The following is a 19,091-nucleotide window of genomic DNA, read 5'->3' on the forward strand; positions in this document are numbered from 1 at the left end:
TCCTAATCCTCAGAAATCCATGTTCGCAATAATTTCGCGAAATCCTCTGGCTTTTCTTTCGCCATTTTTTCCAGCTGCTTTTTCTTCATTGTCCCCTCTGTCTCAAATTCCTTGTTCACATCAGGAACACGGATTTGCTCATACTTTTCTTCCATTACATATTCTTCTTCTTCAACTGCATTCTTCCTGGATCTCATGAATAGAAGCAGCAGGATTACGATTGCGGCGAGCAACAAACCTCCTACAAGATATATCCACCAAGGCAGTTTTTCTACAACGTTATTCTCGAATGTAACCTTTCCATTGAACGGCTGCACAGATACAACGACCTTGTCTTCTATTAACTCATCGGTCAGCTCCGTTCCAAGAGCATCCTTATCAATCGTTGTCCTGACAATCGTGCCAAGGATTCTTGTAATATCTTCGACTCTTTCCTGCGGCAGTGAACTTTCGTCATCCGGTGTCGGCGGTTCTACCATGACTTGGATGCCGAGGTCTCTCACCTTGTATGGGCTTTCGGTAATTTCCTTGCGGATCCGGCTGACTTCATTATTTATTGTTTCTTCGACTCTTTCATAATCGCCATTACCATTTGCACCCTCCAAGTATTGGGATCCGGTCGTTTCACCGGGATTGCCTCCCTCAGGAATCCCACCGGCCTGGTCGGCGTTCCCTGTGAAAGTTTCAGTAATCCGCTGGGCGCTGATTGCGATTCCTTCCATATTTTCTTGATCAACAGGCTCTACGATGTTTTCTTCTCTGTTTTCCTGGGTAAAGTCTATATCGGCAGTTACTGAAACGACTACCTTGTCGTGACCCATAAGGGTTCCCAGCATATTTTGCACTTGTCTTTGGACATCTCTTTCAATCTGCTGTTTAATCTGATGCTGGGACGCAAAAGATGCCCCACTGGAATTATTTTCATTTTTTAGATCAAAGTACTCAAAAAACTGATTCATGATGACGATATTATCTGTAGGAAGGTTCGGTACACTTTTAGCCACTAAGTGATACAGTGCGCTTATTTGGTCTTCCTTGAATTGATAGCCTGGGCTTGTATTTAGTACGATGGAAGCCGATGCAGGCTGCTCATTATCGCTAACAAAAATCCCTTTTTCAGGAAGGTTAATCATTACCTTAGCATCGTTTACTCCATCGATCCCCTTCATCAAATTCGCCAATTCAGTCTGCATTGCTTCAAGCTTCAGAACAAAGAACTCATTGTCTGTCATACCCATTCCAGCATTTTGGCTAAAAAAGGTATAATCGATGCTGCCCGACTTAGGAATCCCTTCAGCCGCAAGCTCGACTTTTAAGCTGTCAACTGACTCTGCCGGTACCAGGATCGTTTTCCCGCCATCGGCAATCTCGGATGGTATGCCTCTGGCATCAAGGCTCTCTTTGATGCTCCCTGTCTCAGCAGGTGACAGATTGCTGTAAAGTGGCTCAAGAGATGTCCTGGTAGTGAAATAAGCTGTAAGGACGGCAACTATTAGAACAAAGAAAATAGACGCACCAAGACCGATTTTTTGCTTTCTGGTGCGCCCTTGCCAGAAATCCTTCATTGTATGTATATACTTTTGAACGGTTTCTTTCATTTCAATCCCCCGGTTATTAAGTCTCTTCTTTTTATACAGCTAATAACCGATCTAATCTTAGTTTTTAGCTAATTATTAAACTTGCATTCTCATCATTTCCTGATATGCTTCAACCACTTTATTCCTGACTTCCATTGTAGCCTGCAGTGTAATGCTCGCCTTTTGGCTTGCAATCATTACCTGATGAAGGTCAACATTTTCCCCACGAGCCAATTTATTTGTCATCGCATCTGACTGAAGCTGTGTGTTATTTAAATTTTCAACAGACTTCTTAAGTACGGACGAAAAACTTTTTTGTGCTTCGTATGGTGTAGGTGTGGGAGTAGACACTTTTGTTTGAAATGGTTGGACCATTTGGCTGACAGAATTAATCCCAGCTGAGTTCATTTAGTTATCTCCTTATTTACCGATCTCAAGGGCTTTCATCATCATACCCTTGGAAGCGTTAAAAACTGTGACATTGGCTTCATAAGAACGAGTAGCGCTTATCAAATCCACCATTTCCCTTAAAGGATCTACATTCGGGTAAGCAACGTATCCTTCTTGATCAGCATCAGGGTGTTCAGGATCATATACCATCTTAAGCGGATTTTCTCTGTCCTCTACAATTCTTGATACTTTAACCCCATTTCCTGCCCCGGCTCCTTCTGTTTTCCCCATTGCTCTATTAAGGAATGAAGAAAAGTTTCCTTCTTTAGGTTCAAGGACAACCATTTTCCTCCGGTATGGCTCTCCATTTACCCCTCTTGTCGAATCGACGTTCGCCATATTCGAAGAGATGACATCCATCCTGAGGCGCTGGGCAGTCAACGCAGAAGATGTTGTGTTCATGCTATGAAACATGCTCATTCTTACTTACCTCCCCTAATGACTGTTTGAAGAGAGTTGAATTTCCCATTAATCCTCTCAGTCAGCGCATTATAGTAAATTTGGTTCGTAGCCAGGTCGGCCATTTCTTTATCCAAATCAACACTGTTCCCATTTTCGTTATAATTCACATACGGATTATTAACGACTCCAGGCAAACGGCTCGCCCTGCTGCTGAATTCATAATGCCGGGCGTCAGATCTATTTGCTTGAAAGGATTGCCCCATAACATCCTGGAACACAGCCTTAAAGGAGACATCCTTCGCTTTATAATTCGGTGTATCAACATTCGCGATATTCTGCGAAATGACTTTCTGCTTCGACGAAGAATAGTTCAACGCATGTTCGAGGGTTGATACTGTATTTGAAAACAACTTCAATTTTTGCACCTCGCAATTGCCACACTGGATTATTTTGCTGGATTTTGTAATTCTTTGCTGAATTTCGTCATTATATTCCTAATTGTAAAGAATCTGAAATAATCTGTCTATGTACTTTCGGTTAATTTTTATCATGCATAATGCTCATTTTTCAAAATAGGCTAAAAGACCTATCGGTTTACTATTTTTTATATTTTTATTAATTCACACCAGATTTTTGTAAAGTTTTAAAAAAAAGATGGGAATAACGATGTAAAAATTGGTTGGTTTCTAAATTGCTTAAGGGTTAAAATACCTAGATTTCTTTATCCTTTTTCCATTATTTTCTTTATCGAAATCATTAGTTCTCGTGTGCTAAAAGGAGGGGAGTAAAAGAATCGCAATAATTTTGTAACATTGTGCTGTTGACTCCTTTTGCTTCTGGTTGTTTATTACGTGTATCCAGATGGTCTTTAACATAAAAAAAATCCGCTGAAGATCAGCGGATTTTTTTATTCTTTATTTAGTTGCTCTTAAGCTTTTCAAGTTCAAACAGGAACTTGTCATTTAAAACCTTGATATAAGTTCCTTTCATTCCAAGGGAACGGGACTCGATAACGCCTGCGCTTTCCAGCTTGCGCAGTGCGTTGACGATTACAGAACGAGTGATGCCGACTCTGTCAGCGATTTTTGAAGCTACAAGCAAGCCTTCTTTTCCGTTCAGTTCTTCGAAGATGTGCTCAATCGCTTCAAGTTCACTATAGGATAGAGAACTGATTGCCATTTGTACTACAGCTTTGCTGCGAGCCTCATCTTCAATCTCTTCAGCCTTTTCACGAAGGATTTCCATCCCTACCACGGTTGCGCCATATTCTGCAAGAATAAGGTCATCATCGTGGAATTGTTCCTCAAGACGGGCAAGTATCAGTGTACCCAGGCGCTCACCGCCGCCGATGATCGGCACGATCGTTGTTAACCCGTTTTTGAAAAGTTCTTTGTTTTCAACAGGGAATGCTGTATATTCACTGTCCACATCCAGGTTAGGTGATGTCTCCTGGATATTGAAAAGATTCTTTGTGTATTCTTCAGGGAATTGGCGGTCTTCAAGCATTTTTACCATGCGCTCGTTTTCAATCTGCTGATTGATTCCTACGCCTAAAAGTTTCCCTCTGCGGCTGACAACAAAGATATTCGCTTCGATGACTTCGCTTAGCGTCTCTGACATTTCTTTAAAGTTTACCGGTTTGCCGGCAGCTTTTTGGAGCAGGGCATTAATTTTTCTAGTTTTTGATAGTAAGTCCATTGATTCTTCCTCCTATTTGCGTCAAACAATATTACATTTATTTTAATTTCTGGCTAGTTTCAATACTTCAGCACAATAGGCAGCCTTTATTTGTCTACCCTATTGAGTATGCATTAAAACGATACCATTATAATATGAACTGGCTTAAATCTTTGTTTCTTGAGATAGCGCCTAGTTTTTCTTCTACATATTGCGGAGTGATCGCTACCTTCTCCAGATTGATGTCTGGAGCTTCAAAGCTGAGGTCTTCCAGCAGCTTCTCAAGGATCGTCTGCAGCCTTCTGGCTCCGATATTATCCGTATTCTGGTTTACATCATAAGCGACTTCTGCTATCTTACGAATAGCATCGTCAGAAAATTCAATTTGTATACCTTCAGTTTCCAATAAAGCTTCGTATTGCTTTGTAAGCGCGTTATCAGGCTCAACAAGAATCCTGTAAAAGTCTTCAACTGTCAGCTTAGTCAGCTCTACCCTGATTGGGAAACGCCCCTGCAATTCAGGTATCAGATCAGAAGGCTTTGCCATATGGAATGCACCAGCAGCGACGAATAAGATATGGTCTGTTTTTACAGGACCGTATTTCGTGTTAACAGTCGACCCTTCCACAACAGGCAGTATGTCCCTCTGAACACCTTCACGCGAAACATCAGCACTGGATCCTCCAGAATTCTTGCTGGCAATCTTGTCAATCTCATCAATGAATATAATGCCTGCCTGCTCTGCACGAAATGTAGCTTCCTGAGTTACCTCATCCATATCAATCAGCTTTTGGGCCTCTTCATTGATTAATACCTTCCTCGCTTCACGAACAGGAAGCTTTCGTTTCTTGAGCTTCTTCGGTACTAAGCCACTTAAAGCATCCTGCATGTTCATTCCCATCTGTTCCATTCCCGAGCCCTGGAGCATGTCAAACATGGAAGGTGCTTGTTCCTCGACTTCGACCGTTATCAGCTCATCCTCAAGCTCACCTTGATCGAGCTTTTGCTTGATAATTTTACGCTTTTCAAATAACCCTAAGTCTTCTGATTGAGTAGACTCTTGTTCGGGCTGCTGCTGGCTGCCACCGAATAACATTTCTAGCGGATTTTTGTAATTGACGGATTTTTTCGCTGAAGGGACCAGCAGTTCAACAAGACGGCGATTTGCGTTTTCTTCTGCCGGTTCCTTTACACGCTCCATTTTTTCCTCTTTCACTAGCCTGATTGAGGTTTCAACAAGATCTCTTACCATTGACTCGACATCACGGCCAACATAGCCGACTTCAGTGAACTTTGTCGCTTCGACCTTGACGAAAGGAGCGCCTACCAACTTAGCCATTCTTCTGGCAATCTCTGTTTTACCTACACCAGTCGGACCAATCATCAGGATATTTTTCGGGATGATTTCATCACGGATATTTTCAGCGAGCAAGCCGCGGCGATATCTATTTCTGAGAGCAACTGCAACAGCTTTTTTAGCATCCTTTTGGCCGATAATATACTGATCCAGCTTTTCCACGATCTGCCTTGGAGTTAAACTTGTCGTTTGTTTCACACTCAACACTCCTTTTCCGTTACAGTTCTTCCACGATAATATTGTGGTTTGTGTAAACACAAATGTCAGCAGCAATTTCCAATGAAGACTTCGCGATTTCTTTCGCTGTTAAATGTTCCCCAGCATATTGTTTTAATGCACGGCCTGCAGACAAAGCATAATTCCCTCCAGAACCAATCGCAAGAATGCCATCATCAGGCTCAATGACTTCCCCTGTTCCGGAAATAAGAAGCATATCAGTTTCATTCAATACAATCAACATTGCTTCAAGCGTCCTGAGGACTTTATCACTTCTCCATTGCTTAGCTAGTTCGACTGCAGCTCTTTGGAGATTTCCGTTGTATTCCTCGAGCTTGCCTTCAAACATTTCAAACAGGGTGAATGCATCTGCAACTGAACCGGCAAATCCTGCAATTACTTTACCATTAAACAACTTTCGAACCTTCTTAGCTGTGTGTTTCATCACTACAGCATTCCCAAAGGTCACCTGGCCATCGCCTGACATTGCGCATTGGCCCTTATGTTGAACAGCAAATATCGTTGTGGCATGGAACTCTGACATTCCTTCGTCCTCCTTTTGGCTTACGCCCTCGGATGATGTGACATATAAATATTGCGCAAGTGCTCTTTCGTAACATGGGTATATACTTGCGTTGAAGACAGGAATGCATGACCCATTAGTTCCTGTACTGTCCTCATGTCTGCTCCATTGCTCATCATATGTGTAGCGAAAGAATGGCGCAGTTTATGGGGATGGATTTTCCCTGTCAGGGCAGACTTTTCAATAAGTTTATTCAAAATTTCCCTGATTCCTCTGTCCGTAAGAGGGCCGCCACGGAAATTTACAAATAAATGGCCATGATCGTCCTTATCCTTCAGAAGGTCTGGTCTTCCATTTTTTATGTAGTCTTCAATCGCATCCTGAGCAAAACTTCCGAAAGGCACATATCTATCCTTTTTCCTTTTTCCATGAATTAAAACTGTAGAAAGAGATAAATCTATATCCTTCAGAATGATTTTACAGCACTCACCTACACGGATTCCTGTAGCGTAAAGCAGTTCCAAAAGGGCTTTGTTCCTCTTTCCAATCGCGGTTTCGGTTTCACAAGCTTTAAATAGCTGGGAAAGTTCCTCTTCATAAAAAAAGTCTGGCAGCCGTTTTTCCAGTTTCGGGATGGATACGAGGGAAAATGGGTTATCCCCGGCTATTTTTTCACGAAGCAAGAACTTGTAAAAGCTGCGCATACACGAAATCCTTCGGGCGACTGACTTCCTGGAAAGCTGCTGGTCAAATAATTTTGTCAGGTAAATCCTTGTATCAGCATACTCAACTTCATCCAGGCTGGTCAGGCCTTGTTCAGACATGAACAAAAAAAATTCCCTAATATCATGTTGATAATGTTCAATTGTATATTGTGAGTAATTTTTTTCAATTTGTAAATATTCAATAAATAAGTTTAAAGAATTGTTCACATTTGCTTCCATCTTGTCACCTCACAAGGGCTACTAAATAGTATCATATTTATATAGCCCTAGCAATAGAAATTACAAATTTTTCACAAATTTCTGAATTGTTTCCAATGCTCTGGAAGCATGCTTCTCATTGCGTTCCTGCTTAGCCTTGATTCTTTCGGGAAGATCAGGGAAAAGCCCGAAGTTTGCATTCATAGGCTGGAAGTTTTTCGCGTTAGTCGTTGTTATATACCTGGCCATGCTGCCCATTGCTGTTTCATGAGGGAATTCCACTGGCTCATCACCATTTACAAGACGGGCAGCATTAATTCCAGCAATCAGTCCGCTTGCCGCTGATTCAACATAACCTTCAACACCTGTCATTTGTCCCGCAAAGAATAAGTCTTCTCTATTCCTGAATTGATATGTTGCTTTTAATACCTTAGGTGAGTTGATAAAGGTATTACGATGCATGACACCATAACGGACGATTTCAGCGTTTTCCAGTCCTGGAATCAGTTGAATTACTTCCTTTTGTGGTCCCCATTTCAAATGAGTCTGGAAGCCCACAATATTATAAAGTGTTCCAGCTGCATCATCCTGGCGGAGCTGTACGACTGCATAAGGGCGTTTTCCAGTTCTAGGGTCCTCGAGCCCAACCGGCTTCATCGGTCCGAAAAGCATTGTCTTTCTTCCTCTTTGACCCATGACCTCTATTGGCATACAACCCTCAAAAAAGATCTCTTTTTCAAATTCCTTAAGAGGAACTGTTTCAGCAGAAATCAACGCTTCATAAAAACGGTCAAATTCCTCCTCTGTCATCGGACAATTTAGATAAGCTGCTTCGCCTTTGTCATATCGGGATTTAAGATAGACCTTGTCCATGTCGATGCTGTCTTTCTCGATAATTGGGGCTGCCGCGTCATAAAAATATAGATATTCTTCCCCTGTCAACTCCTTAAGCTGCTGGGAAAGCGCCTGGCTTGTCAGTGGCCCCGTCGCAATAATGGTTGGACCTTGGGGAATTTCAGTGATTTCTTCATTAAATACTGTAACATTGGGATGTTCCTTCACGCGGCTGGTTACATGCGCAGCGAACTCGTGCCGGTCTACTGCCAAAGCTCCCCCTGCCGGAACAGCACATGCGTCCGCTGCTGAGATGATGACAGAATTCATGTTCCTCATTTCTTCCTTTAGAACACCAACAGCGTTAGTTAAAGTATTAGCTCTCAAAGAGTTGCTGCAAACCAGCTCAGCGAATTTATCAGTATGGTGTGCCGGGGTCTGTTTAACCGGTCTCATCTCGTATAAGTTCACCTTGATGCCTCTTTCAGCAAGCTGCCATGCAGCTTCACTTCCGGCCAAACCGGCACCAACGACATTTACAGTAGCTTCAGTCATTTCAATTTCCTCCAGTAGCTATTAGAAATATTGTTTGTTGAAAATCCAATTGCCTTGTCTGATCCATATCTAAACAGGCAAAGTAAAAGCATCAGCCTTTTCAAAATAATTATTATAACACTTGCCTTGACATAAAGCTTCTATTATATACTCAACCTTACTTACTTTACCCTGATACTTGTATCATTTTGCACTTACATTTACGAAAAGAAAAGAAAAAAGTTTCAAAAAAGAAAAGCGGAAGCGCCTTGGTCAGCCCCGACAAGCGCTGGAGGGCCGACCGGCGAAGTCGTTCTTTGACTTCATCGGGCGGACCGAAGCGACTCGAGGGGCTAGGCGCTGGAGCTGGACAAAGAAAAGCGGAAGCGCCTTGGTCAGCCCCGACAAGCGCTGGAGGGCCGACCGGTGAAGTCGTTCTTTGACTTCATCGGGCGGACCGAAGCGACTCGAGGGGCTAGGCGCTGGAGCTGGACAAAGAAAAGCGGAAGCGCCTTGGTCAGCCCCGACAAGCGCTGCCCGCCTAAAACGCCACTTCGTGTGGCTGGCGGGTCTAGCACCTCGTGTGCCTCAGAGGGCCGACCGGTGAAGTCGTTCTTTGACTTCATCGGGCGGACCGAAGCGACTCGAGGGGCTAGGCGCTGGAGCTGGACAAAGAAAAGCGGAAGCGCCTTGGCCAGCCCCGACAAGCGCTGCCCGCCTAAAACGCCACTTCGTGTGGCTGGCGGGGCTAGCACCTCGTGTGCCTCAGAGGACCGACCGGTGAAGTCGTTCTTTGACTTCATTGGGCGGACCGAAGCGACTCGAGCTGCTAGGCGCTGGAGCTGGACAAAGAAAAGCGGAAGCGCCTTGGTCAGCCCCGGTAACACCTTTACAAAGATAAAGAGTGAGCCATTGGCTCACTCTAGCTTTGTGGTTCCTCTTTATAGTCGCATTCCGTACACTGAACCTGAACACCCTTTTTGAGCTTCTTTTCAACTAGCATATTTTCGCATTTAGGGCATTTCCTTGCAAGTGGTTTATCCCATGATAGGAAATCGCACTCCGGGAAACGGTCGCAGCCGTAAAAAATCCGGCGTTTTTTGCTCTTGCGCTCAATGATATTGCCTTCTTCACATTTGGGGCATTTAACCCCGATTTCCTTAACGATCGCCTTCGTATTCCTGCATTCCGGGAAATTACTGCAGGCCATGAACTTGCCGTACCGGCCCATTTTAAATACCATAGCGGAACCGCATTGATCACAATCTTCTCCAGCGGGTTCATCTTTAATTTCGATTTCCTGCATTTCCTTTTCTGCTACTTGGAGATGCTTTTCAAAATCACGGTAAAATTCGTCAATGACGTTGACCCAATGGATTTTTCCATCTTCAATATTATCGAGGTTCTGCTCCATTTTGGCGGTGAACTCGAGATCTAGGATTTCCGGGAAGAATTCCAGCATCAGCTCATGGATTACTTCACCAAGCTCAGTCGGCACGAACCGTTTATTATCAAGTGATACATAGCCTCTCTTCTGGATTGTATCCAATGTTGGCGCATATGTTGATGGCCGGCCAATCCCCATTTCCTCAAGCGTCCTGACAAGCCTTGCTTCTGTATATCTTGGAGGAGGCTGTGTAAAGTGCTGTTTCGGTTCGATCTCTTTCTTCGTGACCTCGTCACCTTCCCTCAGGTCAGGAAGGAACTTATCCTTTTCTTCCACCTGGTCATCCGAACCTTCTACATAAACCTTCATGAACCCCGGGAATTTGACCTTTGAGCCTGTCGCGCGGAAAGTAACCTCTCCATTCTTCAAATCAACGCTCATCGTATCCATGATCGCAGGAGCCATCTGGCTTGCGACGAACCGTTCCCAAATAAGTTTATAAAGCCTGTACTGATCCCTTGAGAGGAATTCCTTTATCTTCTCAGGAACCTTCATTGTGCTGGTTGGCCGGATTGCTTCGTGAGCATCTTGAGCATTGGATTGCTTCTTCTCTTTCCTGGCCTCTGTCTGTATGAAATTTTCTCCATACTCACTTGTGATATATTCCCTTGCTTCTCCTTGTGCAACTTCAGAAATTCGCGTGGAGTCCGTTCTCATATACGTAATCAAACCGACTGTTCCTTCTTTTCCGAGATCGATTCCTTCATAAAGCTGCTGGGCAAGCATCATTGTCTTTTTGGCTCTGAAGTTGAGCTTTCGGGCTGCCTCCTGCTGCAATGAAGAAGTGATGAAAGGCGGTGCAGGATTACGCTTTCGTTCTTTCTTCGTCACCGACTCAACAGTGAATTTATTCCCCTTCACTTGCTTAAGGATATTTTTGACATCTTCTTCAGATTTCAACTCAGCTTTTACTTTGCCAATTCCATAAAAAGAAGCTTCAAATGAATTTTTGCCTTTCAGGAATTCAGCACCGATTGTCCAATATTCTTCTGGAACAAACGCAGCGATTTCCTTCTCACGGTCAATGATCATCCTTAAAGCAACTGATTGCACTCGCCCTGCACTCAGTCCCTTCTTGACCTTCTTCCAAAGCAGCGGGCTGATATTATATCCTACTAGTCTGTCCAGAGCTCGGCGTGCCTGCTGGGCATCTACGAGGTCCATATTGATTGCCCGTGGATGTTTAAAAGATTCCTTGATGGCATCCTTTGTAATTTCATTGAATACAACCCTGCAGTCCGAATGGACATCCACGTCGAGACTGTTGGCCAAATGCCAGGCAATCGCTTCCCCTTCTCTGTCGGGGTCAGCCGCGAGGTAGACTTTCTTTGCCTTTTTAGCGGCAGTTTTCAATTCCTTCAGTACGGGCCCCTTGCCTCTGATCGTAATGTACTTAGGATTATAATTATTTTCTGTATCGATTCCCATCTGGCTCTTAGGCAAATCTATCAAATGCCCCATAGAGGCTTTCACTTTATATTTTTTTCCCAGGTAACGCTCAATCGTCTTTGCCTTTGCAGGCGATTCAACGATGACTAAAAAATCCGACATCCAATTGTCCTCCTTAGAGGTATAAAATTACATTAATTATTATCAAGTTATCCTAAAGTTGTCAAATCAACCATTGTAAGTAAACGGTTTCATCTCTTTTAGAAATTTTAAAATACCTGATGCAAAATGTATACTAGATTGAAAATTATTTCAACCTTTTTGATGTAAAATTTCATTCAAATATAAAAATAACTTGCTGAAATTGTATATTTCCGAAACTTTTTCTTACTTTTTCTATCATATCCATCCTTTACAATTATTGCTGCAGCCTAGCACTATATCATTCTTTGTCCGTCTCTCTCTTTGATAAACCTCATACTTAAAAAATTTAAAATTGGCTTTTTTTGCATTTTATACGATTATCCCCCATTACATACCAAGTTCCTCTAAAATATCCTCAGAACATTTGACCAGTTTAGCTCCTTGCTGGATTAAATAATGGACTCCATCGGAATCAGGAGTCAAAATACTTCCAGGGACAGCAAAAACATCCCTGCCCTCATTCAATGCAAAATCCGCTGTAATCAGTGAGCCGCTCTTTTTTCTTGCTTCAATAACAAGTGTCCCTCCTGAAAGACCGCTGATAATCCTGTTTCGCATCGGAAATTGCCATTTCGCCGGGATTGTTGCTGGTGGATATTCGGACAGTACGAGTTGTTTTTCCATCATGTACTCTGCCAATTTAACATTTTCCTTAGGATAAAGATTGTTAAATCCTCCAGCTATGACACCTATTGTTTTCCCGCCCAGTTTTATGGCTGCTTTATGAGCATGGGCATCGATCCCCCTTGCAAGACCACTTACAATCTGTATGTTCTTCTCTATTAATGAGGGAAATAAATAATCGATCGCTTCTATGCCATATGATGAGGCGTTCCTTGAACCAACAACAGCAAGGCTCATCGGGTTCTTTAACAAAGATAAATCTCCCCTGGCAAAGAGAATCCAGGGTGGCTGATAGATTGTCTTAAGCTTAATAGGATATTCGGGGTCAAAAATAGTGATCAGGTGAATTTTCTTTGAGGTGTAGTCATTGAGCAGTTTATCGATGGAAATAAATTGATGGTCTCTGTTGACTTGTTGCGCTTGAGGATTGATAGAGGAATACATTGAAGTATTATAATCAGCTAGTACAGTATTTGCTTTAAGTGCAGAATAAATAGTTTTCCAACTCGCATTTCTGCTATGGACAAGACGGATTAGTTTCATTTTCAATTCATCCATTTGCTTCCCCCTGGGATTAATAAACAGCCCCTCTGTAGGGAGGGACTGTCTGGTTTTATATTCTAGTGTGTTTTGCACTGATCGTAAAGGTCTTGTTCCTTCAAAACCTTGATCAGAGTTTCACCCATTACGGATGGCGTTTCAGCAACCTGGATGCCGCACTCGTTCATTACACGGATCTTTTCGTCTGCTGTACCCTTTCCGCCTGAAATGATCGCACCAGCATGGCCCATGCGCTTTCCAGGAGGTGCAGTTCTTCCGCCGATGAAGCCGACAACAGGCTTAGTCATGTTTGCCTTGACCCATTCAGCTGCTTCTTCTTCAGCTGTACCGCCGATTTCACCGATCATGATAACCGCATATGTGTCCGGATCTTCATTGAATGCCTTCAGGACATCGATGAAGTTTGTTCCGTTAACTGGGTCTCCGCCGATACCTACAGCTGTAGACTGTCCGATTCCAGCTTGTGTTAATTGGTGTACTGCTTCGTAAGTCAACGTTCCAGAACGTGATACAACGCCGACATGGCCTTTTGTATGGATATATCCAGGCATGATTCCAATCTTGCACTCATCAGGAGTGATGACACCCGGGCAGTTAGGTCCTACAAGGCGAGTCTTCTTGCCTTCCATGTAACGCTTCACCTTTACCATATCCAATACCGGAATATGCTCAGTGATACAGATTGCCAAATCAAGCTCGGCATCAACAGCTTCAACGATCGCATCCGCAGCAAATGGAGCCGGAACATAGATTACAGACGCATTAGCACCTGTTGCATCAACAGCTTCTTGTACAGTATTGAATACAGGCACGCCTTCAACTTCTGTACCGCCCTTGCCTGGAGATGTTCCTCCAACAATTTTTGTACCATATTCAAGCATTTGTTTTGTATGGAAAAGGGCAGTAGAACCCGTAATCCCTTGAACAATGACCTTTGTATCTTTATTAATGAATACGCTCACGTCAAATTCTCTCCTTTCGATCCTACTTAACTAATGAAACGATTTTTTCAGCGCCGTCTGCCATTGATTCAGCAGCAATGATATTCAAGCCAGACTCATTAAGAATCTGTTTTCCAAGATCAACGTTCGTACCTTCAAGGCGAACGACAAGCGGAACCTCAAGTCCAACCTGCTTGGCAGCTTCCACGACACCAGTAGCGATTACATCACACTTCATGATGCCGCCGAAGATATTAACAAAGATTCCTTTTACGTTAGGATCTGAAAGGATGATTTTGAATGCTTCCGTTACTTTCTCAGCAGTAGCGCCGCCCCCAACATCAAGGAAGTTTGCAGGGTCTCCGCCATAATGCTTCACGATATCCATCGTTGCCATCGCAAGACCGGCACCGTTAACCATGCAGCCAATGTTTCCATCTAAAGAAATATAGCTCAGGTCATACTTCGATGCTTCGATTTCTTTTGGATCTTCTTCTTCAAGGTCGCGGTACTCAAGGACATCCTTCTGGCGGTATAGCGCGTTTGAATCAAAGTTCAACTTAGCGTCAAGTGCCATTACCTGTCCGTCACCAGTCACAACCAATGGGTTGATTTCAGCGATTGAGCAATCCTTTTCGACATAAGCGTTATATAAGCCCATCATGAACTTTACAGCCTGGCTGACTAGTTCTTTAGGGATGTTGATGTTGAAAGCGATACGGCGAGCCTGGTATGGCATAAGGCCTAATACAGGATCGATTTCTTCTTTGAAGATTTTTTCAGGAGTTGCTTCAGCAACCTCTTCGATCTCCGTTCCGCCTTCTTCAGAAGCCATCAGGACAACACGTGAAGTAGCACGGTCAAGCACAAGGCCTATATAGTACTCCTTCTTGATGTCACAGCCTTCCTCAATCAACAGGCGTTTTACTTCCTTGCCTTCCGGACCAGTCTGGTGAGTAACCAGCGTCTTGCCCAGAATCTCAGATGCATATGTACGTACTTCATCAAGGTTCTTTGCAACCTTGACACCGCCGGCTTTACCCCTTCCGCCAGCATGGATTTGGGCTTTTACGACAACTACTGATGACCCAAGCTCTTTAGCTGCTTCAACAGCTTCATCGACTGTAAAAGCAACCTTTCCATTCGGTACTTTTACCCCATATTTTCTGAGGATTTCTTTTCCTTGATACTCATGGACATTCATTTCCCATCCTCCTATCTATTAGGAAAACTCAATATTTCCAGAAACCTGAAAATACAATTTCCTAAGTAGAAAATATAATTCATTTAAATTTTTAAAAAATAGACTGCGCTTTCATTTTATATAATGAAATATTGATTGTCTACCATTATGATTTAAATATTTCCCCGTTATAAATATTGCAAAAAAACATCCGGGCAAATACCTGCCCAGACAAAAAGCCGGAAAGACTGTATTTCCCGGCTTTTGCTATGAAAAAACACGCTAAAAAAACTATACTGGATATTCTGGTTTGTGATATTATTATTTTTGTTTTCCTGCTTGTTTATCCAAATGATAGACAAAGGAAAATACTTCGGCTACTGCTTGATATAGCTCCTCTGGTATCCGCTCATTTAATTCAAGCTGACTCAACACTTCAACTAGTGATGGATCTTCCTGGATGGGAATATCATGGTCCTTCGCCTTTTCTATGATTTGTTCAGCCAGGATTCCTTTCCCCTTCGCCATCACTTTGGGTGCGTCCATACTTCCAGCATTATATCCCAGGGCAACTGCTGATTTCCTTGTATGCTTTGGTGGTTTCATATTTTAATATCCACTCCGCTATATTCTTTTTGGCTGTAAAAGTCGGACAGACTGCGCTGGTTTTTCCCTGACTGTGATTTTCCAGGGACATGGAAATGAACCGAGGACAAATGATAATTAATTTCCGCTAATTTTGATTTCAACACCGGCATCATTTGTTCTGACATTTTTTTCAGTGCTGCATTTTCGTTGAAAATCTGGACACTCATGACGCGATTCTGCACTTGCATATCAACAATTAGATCATTTAGATTTTCAAGCTTTAGGTAAAAGAGTACACGGCAAAAATCAGCGTCTATTTTTCCATCGCTGGTTTTTTTTCCGCTCCATTGCATTGTAAGCTCTGTCATTTTTTCACCTAATACAAAGGGGATTTGCACGACAAGCTGCTGGATCGGTCCAGCTTCCTGCGAAAGCAGCTGGAACCCTGTTAGTTTGTTCAAAAGCAGCTCTGAAGCCTCTTTGACAGCAGGTGGGGGATTCTCGTTCAATAGGCGAAGCACCAGGGATTTAAGTGTCTCCGATACTTGTGCCCTGCCAGTCTCTCCATCTTTTAAAACTTCGCCAAGCTGGTATTCGTAAGACAGGCCAAGTGATGACAGGAATTTTTTTATCTTCGTATCAGCGAGCAGCGCCGTGCCTGCTTCCTGCAGTGGCGGTGGCTGTTCTGCCTTGCTGATTGCTTCTGAAAGCAGCTGTGCATGCAAGCCTGTTAAATTGCCAGATTGAGGCTGGCCCGCGGCCTTAAGCATGTCCATTCCAGCTTGTCTCCACCCATCCTTTCCTCCCAGCAGGATGGACAGAGATTCTCCATCACTCACCATCGACAATATCTGTTTGAAAGCCTGGAGTCCTTGCTGAAACTCTGATTCTTTTCCCGGCGCTCGGTAGAATAGCATTTTAAGTGATTCTACAAGCTCATTGACAGAAAGGTTTTTTTCAGGAATCAAGCTTGAAATCATTTGTATGGCTAAGGACCTTTCTCCATTGTTAATATGGGTAATGATATTTTTAACATAATTCAGCCCTTCTGGAAGTTCATCTCCGGATGTGCCATAGCTTTGAAGCTTCGCAAGCATCTGTTGCAAAACAAGGCTTTCACTGCCTCTTGAACTAATCGCCCCAAGCTGTTTTAGCAGTTCGAGAGCACCTTGACTCTCCTTGCCGTCCTGTTTAAGCCAGATTGCTGCTAAATTATTCAGGGCTGCTTCAGAAGTCAGTATTTTATTGGACGGAAGCATTTCATTCAGTAGTTTTTTGAGACTTGCACCTGCATCTGAATTCAACGCTGGATCTAAGGCCTTTTCAAGCTTGTCCATCAAGAGGACAAGTGATTGTTCTTTTGTGGTGGTATACACGGCCTCAAACGCCGCCTGTGTAACTGGAATGCCCCTCGTCAGGATCAACTTCATGGCATCCTGGCCGGCACTGCGTGAATCCACCGAACTTAACCACTCTGATGCCTGCTTTAAAAGTTCACGGTTTACCGGTAGCTGCTCCTTAATAAAAAAGCGTACCAGCTCAATGTTTTCCTTTGTCGGCTGGATTGAAAATTCTCCAAGGATCTTTGCCAGGCTTCCCGGCTGGCCCTTATCCTCAGTACCTGAACCAATCACCTTTAAATGGACCTTCCCATCTCCAGGCTGTACCTGGAACCAATAACGTTGATTTGCTGACAATGGCGCTTCTAATTGGGCAATCATTTTTTGGTTCCCGATCTGCACTTCAGCTACCTGCTCAGGGTACAGCTTCAGGATTTTTCCATTGATAATTTGTCCGGGCCGGAATTCAGCTGTTGTTATTTGTTGTGTTGTTTTCTGGTTAAATAGGCCTTGAAGCGCTCCAGTTTCCATGGTCCACCTGCTTTGCAAGTTTTACTGAATGCACTCTCTTACAGGAGCGAAAGTCTTCCTGTGGTGCTCCGTCACACCATACTCTCTGAGGGCATTCAAGTGTTCAGCGGTTCCATACCCCATATTTGCCCCGAATCCATATTGGGGATAATCCAAACTTAGTTCTTTCATCAGCCTGTCCCTTGTTACTTTGGCAATAATGGAAGCTGCCGCGATGGATATGCTTCTGGAATCACCTTTAATCAATGCTTCATACGGATAAGGTGTGTCCAGCTTTACGGCATCTATCAATAAATAATCGGGAGTGACCCCTAATTGGTTGACAGCAGTAAGCATCGCTTTTTTGCTGGCCTGGAGAATATTGATTTCATCTATCTCCCCGGCACTGATTATTCCGACTCCGACAGCAAGAGCTTCAGCCATGATGACCTCAAAATATTCATCCCTTTTTGATTCTGACAGTTTTTTAGAATCATTGAGACCTGGAAGATAAAAACTCTCCGGCAGGATGACGGCACCTGCAACGACTGGCCCGGCTAACGGTCCCCGTCCGGCCTCATCGATTCCAGCAATATTCCGGAAACCTTCGGATCGGTATTTCCTTTCAAAGGAAGTCATGTTGATGAATTGCTCATGGACTTGCTTCTTCAACTCTTCCTGTTTTTCCCATTTTAAGACAAGTTTTTGCACGCCTTTGCGGCTGTCTTTTTTTAAGCTTTTCAGGAATTCCTTGTTTATTTCCTCTTCCCCGAATAGCTGATGTTCAATTTCACCAATTGTATATTTCTCCATGAAAATTTTCTCCTAAAATACTTCTTTATTATGTATCGGCAGTTTAAACCAAAAATAAAGGCCCTGAGCTCAGGACCTTTATTTTTGGGGTTTAACTTTCTATCTCATCCACAGAGTTTAAATCCTCAGGTCGTTCAAAGGATAGCGGACCTAGTTTTTCTGTTCGTATTTCCCTGATCACAAGCTCTGCGACTTTGTCATAATCAACGTATCCCCCGGGCATCCTGCAGCCGCGGAAATCGCCAATCTGATCAAAGAGCTCCACAATCTCCTCGGGGAGCTCGGAAAGCTTATATCTCTCCTGGAGGCGTTCTGGATAATGCTTTTCCAGGAATCTTAAAGCATATACGGCCAAATCCTGAAGATTAAGGATTGTATCCTTGATTGCTCCTGTTACTGCAAGCTTTGCACCTACTTCCTGGTCCTCAAACTTCGGCCAAAGAATTCCCGGAGTATCGAGCAGTTCCAGCTCCTTGCCCACTTTGATCCATTGCTGTGATTTTGTGACGCCAGGCCTGTTACCGGTCTGGGCAATATTTTTTCCGGCAAGCCTGTTGATCAGCGTCGATTTCCCAGCGTTAGGGATTCCGACAATCATCGCCCGAATTGCCCTCGGATTGACCCCTTTTGACTTCAGGCGGTCAAACTTGTCCTTCAGGAGGACCTTGGACTCCTGGACGATTTGCTTAAGCCCAGTACCGGCCTGAGAGTTGATCGCAAGAGCCGTGATACCTTTTTTACGGTAATACCGCAGCCATTGTTCTGTAACAGCTTTATCGGCCATATCCGCTTTATTCAGTAAAACGATTCTTGGTTTGTGCTGTATGATTTCATCAATCATAGGATTTCTGGACGAATACGGGATCCGCGCATCCACCAATTCATAAATGACATCCACGAGCTTTAATTTTTCCGTGACCTCTCTGCGAGCCTTCGCCATATGGCCTGGAAACCATTGGATCGTCAAAGCAGTCACCTCCCATCTATTATGTAAACTT

The 19,091-nt window shown here is 43.5% G+C and carries 17 protein-coding genes; all 17 read right to left on the reverse strand.

Annotated elements, in window-relative coordinates:
• Nucleotides 1-2 precede the first annotated feature (2 nt).
• Nucleotides 3-1,598, reverse strand: a complete 1,596-nt coding sequence (gene fliF / locus J7E35_RS04015; RefSeq protein ID WP_214777172.1) for a flagellar basal-body MS-ring/collar protein FliF — start codon at nucleotides 1,596-1,598, stop codon at nucleotides 3-5.
• Between the two features lie 75 nt (nucleotides 1,599-1,673).
• The gene (fliE, locus tag J7E35_RS04020; RefSeq protein ID WP_251040772.1) at nucleotides 1,674-1,952 is read right to left on the reverse strand and encodes a flagellar hook-basal body complex protein FliE; all 279 of its coding nucleotides are present in this window, start codon (nucleotides 1,950-1,952) and stop codon (nucleotides 1,674-1,676) included.
• A gap of 45 nt (nucleotides 1,953-1,997) precedes the next feature.
• Entirely contained in the window at nucleotides 1,998-2,447 is a 450-nt protein-coding gene (flgC, locus tag J7E35_RS04025) for a flagellar basal body rod protein FlgC (protein ID WP_214777176.1), read from the reverse strand.
• 2 nt (nucleotides 2,448-2,449) lie between these two features.
• Complete coding sequence (flgB, locus tag J7E35_RS04030) at nucleotides 2,450-2,845, reverse strand: flagellar basal body rod protein FlgB (protein WP_214777178.1); 396 nt, start codon at nucleotides 2,843-2,845, stop codon at nucleotides 2,450-2,452.
• A gap of 502 nt (nucleotides 2,846-3,347) precedes the next feature.
• A complete protein-coding gene (gene codY / locus J7E35_RS04035) occupies nucleotides 3,348-4,127 on the reverse strand; it encodes a GTP-sensing pleiotropic transcriptional regulator CodY (RefSeq protein ID WP_167831756.1) in 780 nt (259 codons plus the stop codon).
• Between the two features lie 127 nt (nucleotides 4,128-4,254).
• Nucleotides 4,255-5,661 (reverse strand): ATP-dependent protease ATPase subunit HslU, encoded by a 1,407-nt coding sequence (gene hslU / locus J7E35_RS04040; RefSeq protein WP_214777180.1) that lies wholly within the window; start codon nucleotides 5,659-5,661, stop codon nucleotides 4,255-4,257.
• 19 nt (nucleotides 5,662-5,680) lie between these two features.
• A complete protein-coding gene (gene hslV, locus J7E35_RS04045) occupies nucleotides 5,681-6,223 on the reverse strand; it encodes an ATP-dependent protease subunit HslV (protein WP_214777182.1) in 543 nt (180 codons plus the stop codon).
• A gap of 20 nt (nucleotides 6,224-6,243) precedes the next feature.
• Complete coding sequence (gene xerC, locus J7E35_RS04050) at nucleotides 6,244-7,146, reverse strand: tyrosine recombinase XerC (protein WP_214777184.1); 903 nt, start codon at nucleotides 7,144-7,146, stop codon at nucleotides 6,244-6,246.
• Nucleotides 7,147-7,206: 60 nt separating this feature from the next.
• Nucleotides 7,207-8,514: an FADH(2)-oxidizing methylenetetrahydrofolate--tRNA-(uracil(54)-C(5))-methyltransferase TrmFO gene (gene trmFO / locus J7E35_RS04055; protein ID WP_214777186.1), complete on the reverse strand. Its 1,308-nt coding sequence runs from the start codon at nucleotides 8,512-8,514 to the stop codon at nucleotides 7,207-7,209.
• 901 nt (nucleotides 8,515-9,415) lie between these two features.
• Nucleotides 9,416-11,491: a type I DNA topoisomerase gene (gene topA / locus J7E35_RS04060; RefSeq protein WP_214777187.1), complete on the reverse strand. Its 2,076-nt coding sequence runs from the start codon at nucleotides 11,489-11,491 to the stop codon at nucleotides 9,416-9,418.
• A gap of 369 nt (nucleotides 11,492-11,860) precedes the next feature.
• The gene (dprA, locus tag J7E35_RS04065; protein WP_214777188.1) at nucleotides 11,861-12,715 is read right to left on the reverse strand and encodes a DNA-processing protein DprA; all 855 of its coding nucleotides are present in this window, start codon (nucleotides 12,713-12,715) and stop codon (nucleotides 11,861-11,863) included.
• Between the two features lie 62 nt (nucleotides 12,716-12,777).
• A complete protein-coding gene (sucD, locus tag J7E35_RS04070; RefSeq protein WP_214777189.1) occupies nucleotides 12,778-13,680 on the reverse strand; it encodes a succinate--CoA ligase subunit alpha in 903 nt (300 codons plus the stop codon).
• A 22-nt stretch (nucleotides 13,681-13,702) separates the two neighbouring features.
• Nucleotides 13,703-14,863 (reverse strand): ADP-forming succinate--CoA ligase subunit beta, encoded by a 1,161-nt coding sequence (sucC, locus tag J7E35_RS04075; protein WP_214777190.1) that lies wholly within the window; start codon nucleotides 14,861-14,863, stop codon nucleotides 13,703-13,705.
• A 300-nt stretch (nucleotides 14,864-15,163) separates the two neighbouring features.
• On the reverse strand, nucleotides 15,164-15,448 hold the full coding sequence (locus J7E35_RS04080) for an EscU/YscU/HrcU family type III secretion system export apparatus switch protein (protein WP_214777192.1): 285 nt from the start codon (nucleotides 15,446-15,448) through the stop codon (nucleotides 15,164-15,166).
• A complete protein-coding gene (locus J7E35_RS04085; protein WP_214777194.1) occupies nucleotides 15,445-17,301 on the reverse strand; it encodes a hypothetical protein in 1,857 nt (618 codons plus the stop codon). Before J7E35_RS04085 ends, J7E35_RS04080 begins: the two co-directional genes overlap by 4 nt.
• A gap of 21 nt (nucleotides 17,302-17,322) precedes the next feature.
• Entirely contained in the window at nucleotides 17,323-18,093 is a 771-nt protein-coding gene (locus J7E35_RS04090) for a ribonuclease HII (protein WP_214777197.1), read from the reverse strand.
• Nucleotides 18,094-18,184: 91 nt separating this feature from the next.
• The gene (ylqF, locus tag J7E35_RS04095) at nucleotides 18,185-19,060 is read right to left on the reverse strand and encodes a ribosome biogenesis GTPase YlqF (RefSeq protein ID WP_214777199.1); all 876 of its coding nucleotides are present in this window, start codon (nucleotides 19,058-19,060) and stop codon (nucleotides 18,185-18,187) included.
• Nucleotides 19,061-19,091 lie beyond the last annotated feature (31 nt).

Origin of the sequence: Bacillus sp. ISL-45 (assembly GCF_018613195.1) — a bacterium.
Classification (GTDB): domain Bacteria; phylum Bacillota; class Bacilli; order Bacillales; family Cytobacillaceae; genus Mesobacillus.

Excerpts from the sequence above, each read along its gene's own strand:
- fliF (WP_214777172.1), bottom strand. The coding sequence starts at position 1,598 with ATGAAAGAAACCGTTCAAAAGTATATACATACAATGAAGGATTTCTGG.
- fliE (WP_251040772.1), bottom strand. The coding sequence starts at position 1,952 with ATGGTCCAACCATTTCAAACAAAAGTGTCTACTCCCACACCTACACCA.
- flgC (WP_214777176.1), bottom strand. The coding sequence starts at position 2,447 with ATGAGCATGTTTCATAGCATGAACACAACATCTTCTGCGTTGACTGCC.
- codY (WP_167831756.1), bottom strand. The coding sequence starts at position 4,127 with ATGGACTTACTATCAAAAACTAGAAAAATTAATGCCCTGCTCCAAAAA.
- hslV (WP_214777182.1), bottom strand. The coding sequence starts at position 6,223 with ATGTCAGAGTTCCATGCCACAACGATATTTGCTGTTCAACATAAGGGC.
- xerC (WP_214777184.1), bottom strand. The coding sequence starts at position 7,146 with ATGGAAGCAAATGTGAACAATTCTTTAAACTTATTTATTGAATATTTA.
- trmFO (WP_214777186.1), bottom strand. The coding sequence starts at position 8,514 with ATGACTGAAGCTACTGTAAATGTCGTTGGTGCCGGTTTGGCCGGAAGT.
- topA (WP_214777187.1), bottom strand. The coding sequence starts at position 11,491 with ATGTCGGATTTTTTAGTCATCGTTGAATCGCCTGCAAAGGCAAAGACG.
- dprA (WP_214777188.1), bottom strand. The coding sequence starts at position 12,715 with ATGGATGAATTGAAAATGAAACTAATCCGTCTTGTCCATAGCAGAAAT.
- sucC (WP_214777190.1), bottom strand. The coding sequence starts at position 14,863 with ATGAATGTCCATGAGTATCAAGGAAAAGAAATCCTCAGAAAATATGGG.
- J7E35_RS04080 (WP_214777192.1), bottom strand. The coding sequence starts at position 15,448 with ATGAAACCACCAAAGCATACAAGGAAATCAGCAGTTGCCCTGGGATAT.
- J7E35_RS04085 (WP_214777194.1), bottom strand. The coding sequence starts at position 17,301 with ATGGAAACTGGAGCGCTTCAAGGCCTATTTAACCAGAAAACAACACAA.
- J7E35_RS04090 (WP_214777197.1), bottom strand. The coding sequence starts at position 18,093 with ATGGAGAAATATACAATTGGTGAAATTGAACATCAGCTATTCGGGGAA.